This is a genomic window from Aminobacter sp. P4_H6_2 (assembly GCF_056400805.1).
Window position 1 is genome coordinate 1 of sequence record NZ_JBFUKO010000312.1, and the last position, 6,408, is coordinate 6,408.

Sequence of the window (6,408 nt, forward strand, 5' to 3'; positions counted from 1 at the left end):
CATCGAGATAGGGCGTTTCGGCCGCCACCGCCTGAAGGCAAGACAGGCCCGAAAACACGAGCACTGAAGCTGCGGTGGTAAAAAACGTCCCCATTGCGAATCTCCTGCCTGCCGCAATCATGCATCAGCGATTGCGGCAGCGCGGTGACGCGCAAACATTTAGGCCTGGCGGGTCGACATCTCGCGGGCGATGCGGGGGAAATCGGCCGGCTTGATGCCGATATCGGCGCGGTCGGCGCTGTCCATCGCATTCAGCAAAGCGAGCGCGGCYCGATAGCGGGCTTGCTCCTTGGGGCGAGGGCGGGCGAACAATTCAGTGTAGAAACCCATGACTCAGGCTCCGGTTGTTCCTCCCGACAACAGATATAGGCGATTCCATCGCCATTGTGCAGTGCAGCATTGGCATGGCTGCCATGCGGTCGGTCCGCCGCCCGGCTTTTTCCGGTAGCGGAAATTTGTAAGATACTGCCGAAGCTTCGAAGCGATTTTTAACCTGGCCCCATTATGGTCCGGGCAGTTTTTACGTATCATGCGTTTTCGTGCGGAGGGGCTTGCATGGGCACCGAGACCAATCGCGACTTCGCTTCGTTGCTGGACGATCTGTTCGTCGCTTCGGAGCCAGGCGATATTGCACCCGCGCCGACCATCCCTTTCGACTATCTGGCGGTTGCCGATGAGCTGCATTCGGGCCGCATCCGCGTTGCCGGCGAGACCGTTGCCGCGGAATATCGCGAGGCTGGTGCTGCCCTCGAAGACGAGTTCGTTTCGCTGCTCGACATGGTCAAGGCCAAGGCCGCTGCTATCGAAGAACTTGAGGCGCCGTCGATCGATCCCGACGCGATTGCCGCCGAACTCGGCCTCGCCGAGGTCAAGCCCGCCGATCTGGCCAAACTGCGCCGCATCTTTGCGCTCGCCAACCATCCCGACCGGGTGGCGCCGCATCTGCGTCAGCGCGCCATGGTGCGCATGCAGCTCGCCAACATGATGATCGACGACGCCAAGCGGCGTGCCGCCAAGAAAAAGATCTGATCGAGCGCAGCTCTGTTCAAGTCTGGCTGCCTTGGCCGGCTCATGGAAACACCCTATCTAGGTGAAGCTGTACTTCCACAGCCGGAAGCCATCATGCTCAGAGTTCAGAAGATACCGCTCGACGACATTTATGTGCCCGCCGCGCGCAAGAAGACGTTGCATCCCGAAACCGTGCGGCATCTGGCCGAAGACATCGTCGAAAACGGCATGAAGACACCGATCCAGGTACGCCATGACGGCAAGCGCTACGTGCTGGTCGAGGGCCTGCACCGGCTGGAAGCCGCGAGATGGCTGGGCGAGACGTCGATCGATTCCTATCTCGTACAGGCGCGGAAACACTAGCCCGCTTTTTTTCGCYGAGGCCTGTCGGGATGGCTTCAGCTTGCTCGTCCTTGGTCCGAAAGCTGACTTCAACGAGGAGAAGACGAATGACCGCAACAGCCGCCGCCATCCCAGTCAAAGACCGCGAACTGGTTCTCACCCGCATCATCGATGCGCCGCGCGAGAAGGTCTATCGCTGCTGGACTGACGCTACGCTTTTGCCGAAATGGTTCGCGCCGCTACCCTGGACGACGACAAGCGCCAAGCTCGACGTGCGTGCCGGCGGTACCAGCTCGATCACCATGCGCAGCCCCGAGGGCGTGGAATATCCCAATTCCGGCGTCTATCTCGAAGTCGTGCCGAACGAGCAGCTGGTCTTCACCGACGCCTATACCGAGGCGTGGGCGCCGTCCGAAAAGCCGTTCATGACGGTGGTGCTGACCTTCGAGGACGTTGGCGGCGGCAAGACCAAATACACCGCCATTGCCCGGCACTGGTCGATTGACGACCGCGATGCCCATGAGAAGATGGGTTTTCAGGAGGGCTGGGGCCAATGCGCCGACCAGCTCGAAGCGCTGGCGAAGACGATCTGAGGCGGATCGCCCTGAAATGCAAAGGCCGGCCGGGTCACTCGCCCGGCCTTTCGGTTTTTGAGCAGGGCGGCCTGGGGAGGTTGCACCCTACGTTGCCCCCCTCTGGCCTGCCGGCGTTCGATGTTCGAAAAGCCAAGCAGTTGGCTTTTCGTCCGCTTCGCGGACCACATCTCACACTTATTCACCGCCACGCCCCGTTTCCGGTCTGGCCATTGTCAAAGAGCACTCCCGTGCAGGAGGTAGTTCGGGAAGCGGGGCGCGAGGCCGTGCCTTCCGATAATGATTTTATGGCGCGACGTTCGCGCCCCGCTCGGTGTTCTTGCCCCGCTCAGTCGCCTCGGCTTTCACCGCCAGCCGCCGCAAGGCCCGGGCTTGGGGGCTCATCACCCAGCAGGAGAACCGACCTCCTGCCAGCCCGGCACCGGCGCTTCCCCCCGCTGCCCGGTGCGCACCGGGGTCCCGTGGAAGATCGCGAGGTCAATGATACGGGAGGTGGTGGGGGCGTGGAAAAACCGGTGCGGCYATCCACGCTCGATGCTGACAGAGGGTGACAGCCGGATGCGCTTTACGAGGCAAACCACGCAGGTTGAGATCCTTCGCACCCCCCTCTGGCCTGGCGGCCATCTCCCCCACAAGGAGGGAGATTAGTCACGTCCGCGGCGGCGCGCATCCTGCAACGTCTTAAGGACAAGCCTTGCGACGTTGGTGATTGGCCGCGGCACTGATGAAGGCGTGATCTCCCTCCTTGTGGGGGAGATGGCCGGCAGGCCAGAGGGGGGTGCGAAGGATCGCGACTGAGAAGGTTGGCGGGATAATCTGTATCAAAACGGTGCGTACCGTGGAAAACCTTGCCACGGTCAAGGCGCGCGTCCGCCCCTCAATGCAGCTCGATGTGGCCCTTGTGAGTGCCAAGCGCTGCGGCGAGGCTGGTGGGGCGCTCGATGAGGCGGTGGACGCGTGGCGGCTGGGCACCGCTGTGCAGCGCCCTGAGCTTGTCGCCGATGACGGCGTCGGCGTGGGTGGCGCGTTGGTTGTGGCGGATATATTCGAGCCAAGTCGGCGTGTGGTAGCTCTCGACCCAGATTTCTGGGTTTTCCAGGTCGCGCGACAGCGTCCAGTTGCGCGCGCCGTCGCGGCGCCGGACACGACGGCGTTCGGTCATGGCGTCGAGGAAGGCGCTGACGTCCTCCTCGCGGATGATGAATTCGATGGTGATGACGATGGGGCCGCTGCGCGGCCTGACATCGAGCGCCAGATGCGGTTCGCGAAAACGGTTGAGCGGGTCGAGGTTGAGAGCGGTATGCTCGGGCAGCGGCAAAAGGAAGCCAATCGCAGCACCGACCAGCATGACGATGCCGGCGGCGATGAGGGCCGTCGCTGCGCCGTTGCTTTCGGCGACGAGACCCCAGATCCAGCTCCCCAGAGCCATGCCGCCGAAGGTCGCCATCTGGTAGATCGACAGCGCCCGTCCGACGACCCAGCGCGGCGTCGACATCTGCACGGTGATGTTGAAATGCGAAAGCGCCAGCACCCAGCAGGCACCGCCGATGAGCAGGCCTGCGCTGGTCAGCCAGGCGTTCGAGCTCCAGGCGGCGATCCAGCTGCACAGGGCAAAGCCGACGAAGGCCGAGCGCACGATGGTTTCGCTCGACATGCTGCGGCGGATACGGCCGGAAATCAGCGCGCCCCCGACTGCGCCGATGCCGAAGGCACCGAGCATGACACCGTAGGTGAGCGGGCCGCCAGCGACGAGGTCGCGCGCAACAAGCGGCAAAAGCGCCTGGATGACGACGGCGGTGAAACCGAAGGCGAAGCTGCGCAGAAGCACCTTGCCGATGTTGGGCGACATGGCGACATAACGCAGGCCGGCCCCCATGGCCTGGCCGAGCGTTTCGCGCGGCAGCGGGTTGGCCGGATATTGCGGACGCCAGCGGAACAGAACGAAGATGATTGCGAAGTAGCTCAGCGTGTTGACGGCGAAAGCGGCAGCGGCACCTGCGGTCGCGACGATGATGCCGCCGATGGCCGGGCCGACGCTACGCGTCATGTTGAAGCCCATCGAGTTGAGCGCGACCGCCGCCGGCATGACCGGACGGGGCACCATGTCGCCGACCGATGCCTGCCAGGACGGGTTGTTGAGGGCCGTGCCGCAGCCGATGAGGAAGGTGAAGGCGAGCAGAAGCCATGGCGTGATCAGGCCGAGATAGGCGGCCAGCGTCAGCAGAGCGGAGACTGCAAACATGAAGCATTGCGCGGTCAGCATGACGCGGCGGCGGTCGTAGCTGTCGGCAAGCGCGCCGGAGGCGAGCGAAAACAGCATGATCGGCAGCGATATCGAGGCCTGGACCAGCGCCACCATGTCGGACGAGGTGGCGATCGAGGTCATCAGCCAGGCGGCGCCGACCGACTGGATCAGGCTGCCGAAATTCGACGCCAGGCTGGCGAACCAGACGGAGCGGAAGATGCCGTGCTTGAACGGCGCGAGTGCTGAGCCCTGCTCGTACTGGTGGTCGTCGTCCATGCGTTGAAGCCGGCTGGGCCGGTTGCCCCCGTTGAATGAATCGTTGCTGTAAGACTAGACCATGATAGGGGGGCGGGGTGAACCGATTTGTCTGGAACCGACATGGTCCAGCAACGGTTCGGCGGCGGTCCACAGCAGGATTCAGGTGAGGCCGGCCTGCAAATGGCAGCTTCCTGCGCTTCCGGTGCTTACCGACCTGAATGTAGCCTCCGCTCGTCGTCCAAGAGCGACCCCGGAATCCGCCATTTGCGRCTCGGCCTGACCTGAATCGGGGGCGAGCCAGATCGCCGCACAGGCCTGCGTCAGAAGCCGTTTTCGATGCGCTCGAAGATGACGTTGGTGAAGCTCGAAATCTGGGCGCCGATGAACGGGCCGGTGAGCGCCACCACCAGGAAGATGGCGACGATCTTGGGCACGAAGGTGAGGGTGATTTCCTGGATCTGGGTCAGTGCCTGGATAAGAGCGATGCCGACGCCGACAAGCATCGCCGCCGCCACCGCCGGCGCGGACGCGGTCAGCACGGTCCAGATGGCGAACTGGACCAGGTCGAGCGCGTCGGCTTCGTTCACGCGGCCGACGCCTTGACGGTGACGCCGGGGGCCATGGTGATCTGCTTGCCGTCGGTAAGCACGGCAATGACGCCGTCCTTGGCGAGACGCACTTCGGCGACCTTGCCTGAGGTCTTGCCATCGGCGGAGGTGACCGTGCGCCCGATCAGCGCGTCGGCCTGGGCGAGCGCGGAGGACTGCAGGATCTGGTCGAGCCGCGAGTTCATCTGCACCGACTGCTCGACCTGGGAGAAGGTAGCGAGCTGGGCGACGTATTCGGTCGAGTCCATCGGCTTGGTCGGGTCCTGGTTCTTCATCTGCGCCATGAGCAGCTTGAGGAAGGACTGGTAATCGACGGCGGCCTTGGCGCCGGACGACTTGGTGCCGGTGTTGACGCCGACGGGCGGGGTGGTGGTGAAGTCGATGGGCATCAGAAAGTGCCTCCGGCGGCGATTGCGCGTTCGGCTGGCTGCTGATCGTTGCCGGCCATGGCGCGCTGTTCGAGGGGGTAGAGGGAGCGGAGCGTCTTCAACGCCTCGTAGACATGGTCTTCCGAAACGAGGCGGTCGATGTGTTTGAGGCTCGAAAGGATCTCGGCATTGTCGAAGGTGGCGAGCAAAAGCGGCAGCGAGCGGCGGAACATGTCGCGCGCCTCGACGGCACCCTGGGGATCGACAAGCATCACCTGCAGGATGAAGTAGAGCTGGYGCAACGGTGTCGAGGCCTGCTCGGGCTGCAGGACATGGCTTTCGAGCAGGAACTGCGCGTCGTTGAGCAGCTCAAGTGCCGCCTTGCGGTCGATGCGGACGACGGCGCCGTTGATGTAGATCTTTTCGTTGGCCTTCAGCGAGATCTTCAGCGTGTTTTTCATTGGATGCCGTCGCGGATGATCTGCGAGACCTCGATCAGGCCTTCGAAATTGTCGGTGCGGCCCTGGCGGATGTCTTCGCACTCGCGCAGCAGCCAAAGGCCGATGGAGATGAGGTTGGCGCGCAGCTCCTTGGGCAGCGCGTTTTCGGGGCTGCCGAGGTCGTCCATCAGCGACATCCACACACGGTTGGTGAACATCAGCGCGTCGATGGCTTCCTTGGAATTGGGCCCGACTTCGCTCGCCTTGGTCAAAAGATCGATAGAACGGCTGAGCAGCTGGCGTTCGCGATCCTTGGCRTCGGCGACCGAGTCATCCTGGATATCGGCATAGGAGAATTGATACATATGCGTCCCGTTGGTTGCCGTCAGGTCAGAGGAATTTCATCAGGCTAAGCTGCTGAATACGCGCGGTCAGGGCGTATGACTTTTCGATCATCGAGATGAGATCGGTGACACGCGTCGCCGCCCGTTCGGGGTTCACGCCCTCGGATTTGATGATGTAGCCTTCGTAAAGGTCCTTCTGCAT

At 63.1% G+C, this 6,408-nt stretch carries 9 protein-coding genes; 3 read left to right on the forward strand and 6 right to left on the reverse strand.

Going from position 1 to position 6,408, the window contains the following annotated elements:
* Positions 1–159: 159 nt before the first annotated feature.
* Positions 160–330, reverse strand: a complete 171-nt coding sequence (locus tag AC1DUU_RS20095; protein WP_476785164.1) for a hypothetical protein — start codon at positions 328–330, stop codon at positions 160–162.
* Between the two features lie 225 nt (positions 331–555).
* On the opposite strand from AC1DUU_RS20095, the gene AC1DUU_RS20100 reads away from it, so the two are divergent.
* The 3 genes from AC1DUU_RS20100 to AC1DUU_RS20110 all read left to right on the forward strand — a co-directional run bounded on the left by AC1DUU_RS20100 (position 556) and on the right by AC1DUU_RS20110 (position 1,943).
* On the forward strand, positions 556–1,029 hold the full coding sequence (locus AC1DUU_RS20100) for a hypothetical protein (protein WP_476785165.1): 474 nt from the start codon (positions 556–558) through the stop codon (positions 1,027–1,029).
* A gap of 93 nt (positions 1,030–1,122) precedes the next feature.
* Positions 1,123–1,371 (forward strand): ParB N-terminal domain-containing protein, encoded by a 249-nt coding sequence (locus AC1DUU_RS20105; protein ID WP_115732322.1) that lies wholly within the window; start codon positions 1,123–1,125, stop codon positions 1,369–1,371.
* Positions 1,372–1,457: 86 nt separating this feature from the next.
* Complete coding sequence (locus AC1DUU_RS20110) at positions 1,458–1,943, forward strand: SRPBCC family protein (protein WP_476785166.1); 486 nt, start codon at positions 1,458–1,460, stop codon at positions 1,941–1,943.
* Between the two features lie 877 nt (positions 1,944–2,820).
* Here the strand turns inward: AC1DUU_RS20110 and AC1DUU_RS20115 are convergent.
* From AC1DUU_RS20115 to flaF, 5 genes are all read right to left on the reverse strand, one after another.
* Entirely contained in the window at positions 2,821–4,464 is a 1,644-nt protein-coding gene (locus AC1DUU_RS20115; protein WP_476785167.1) for an MFS transporter, read from the reverse strand.
* 302 nt (positions 4,465–4,766) lie between these two features.
* Positions 4,767–5,033 (reverse strand): flagellar biosynthesis protein FliQ, encoded by a 267-nt coding sequence (gene fliQ, locus AC1DUU_RS20120; RefSeq protein WP_067958500.1) that lies wholly within the window; start codon positions 5,031–5,033, stop codon positions 4,767–4,769.
* Positions 5,030–5,443 carry a flagellar hook assembly protein FlgD gene (gene flgD, locus AC1DUU_RS20125; protein ID WP_476785168.1) on the reverse strand — a complete coding sequence of 138 codons (414 nt, stop codon included), beginning with the start codon at positions 5,441–5,443 and terminating at the stop codon, positions 5,030–5,032. The genes fliQ and flgD overlap by 4 nt, the downstream gene beginning before the upstream one ends.
* Positions 5,443–5,883, reverse strand: coding sequence for a flagellar biosynthesis repressor FlbT (gene flbT, locus AC1DUU_RS20130; RefSeq protein ID WP_476785169.1), 441 nt, complete (start codon positions 5,881–5,883; stop codon positions 5,443–5,445). The genes flgD and flbT overlap by 1 nt, the downstream gene beginning before the upstream one ends.
* A complete protein-coding gene (gene flaF, locus AC1DUU_RS20135; RefSeq protein ID WP_476785170.1) occupies positions 5,880–6,227 on the reverse strand; it encodes a flagellar biosynthesis regulator FlaF in 348 nt (115 codons plus the stop codon). The genes flbT and flaF overlap by 4 nt, the downstream gene beginning before the upstream one ends.
* Positions 6,228–6,408: the final 181 nt, after the last annotated feature.

Coding starts and splice junctions, on each gene's coding strand:
- AC1DUU_RS20100 (WP_476785165.1), top strand. CDS start 556: ATGGGCACCGAGACCAATCGCGACTTCGCTTCGTTGCTGGACGATCTG.
- AC1DUU_RS20105 (WP_115732322.1), top strand. CDS start 1,123: ATGCTCAGAGTTCAGAAGATACCGCTCGACGACATTTATGTGCCCGCC.
- AC1DUU_RS20110 (WP_476785166.1), top strand. CDS start 1,458: ATGACCGCAACAGCCGCCGCCATCCCAGTCAAAGACCGCGAACTGGTT.
- AC1DUU_RS20115 (WP_476785167.1), bottom strand. CDS start 4,464: ATGGACGACGACCACCAGTACGAGCAGGGCTCAGCACTCGCGCCGTTC.
- flgD (WP_476785168.1), bottom strand. CDS start 5,443: ATGCCCATCGACTTCACCACCACCCCGCCCGTCGGCGTCAACACCGGC.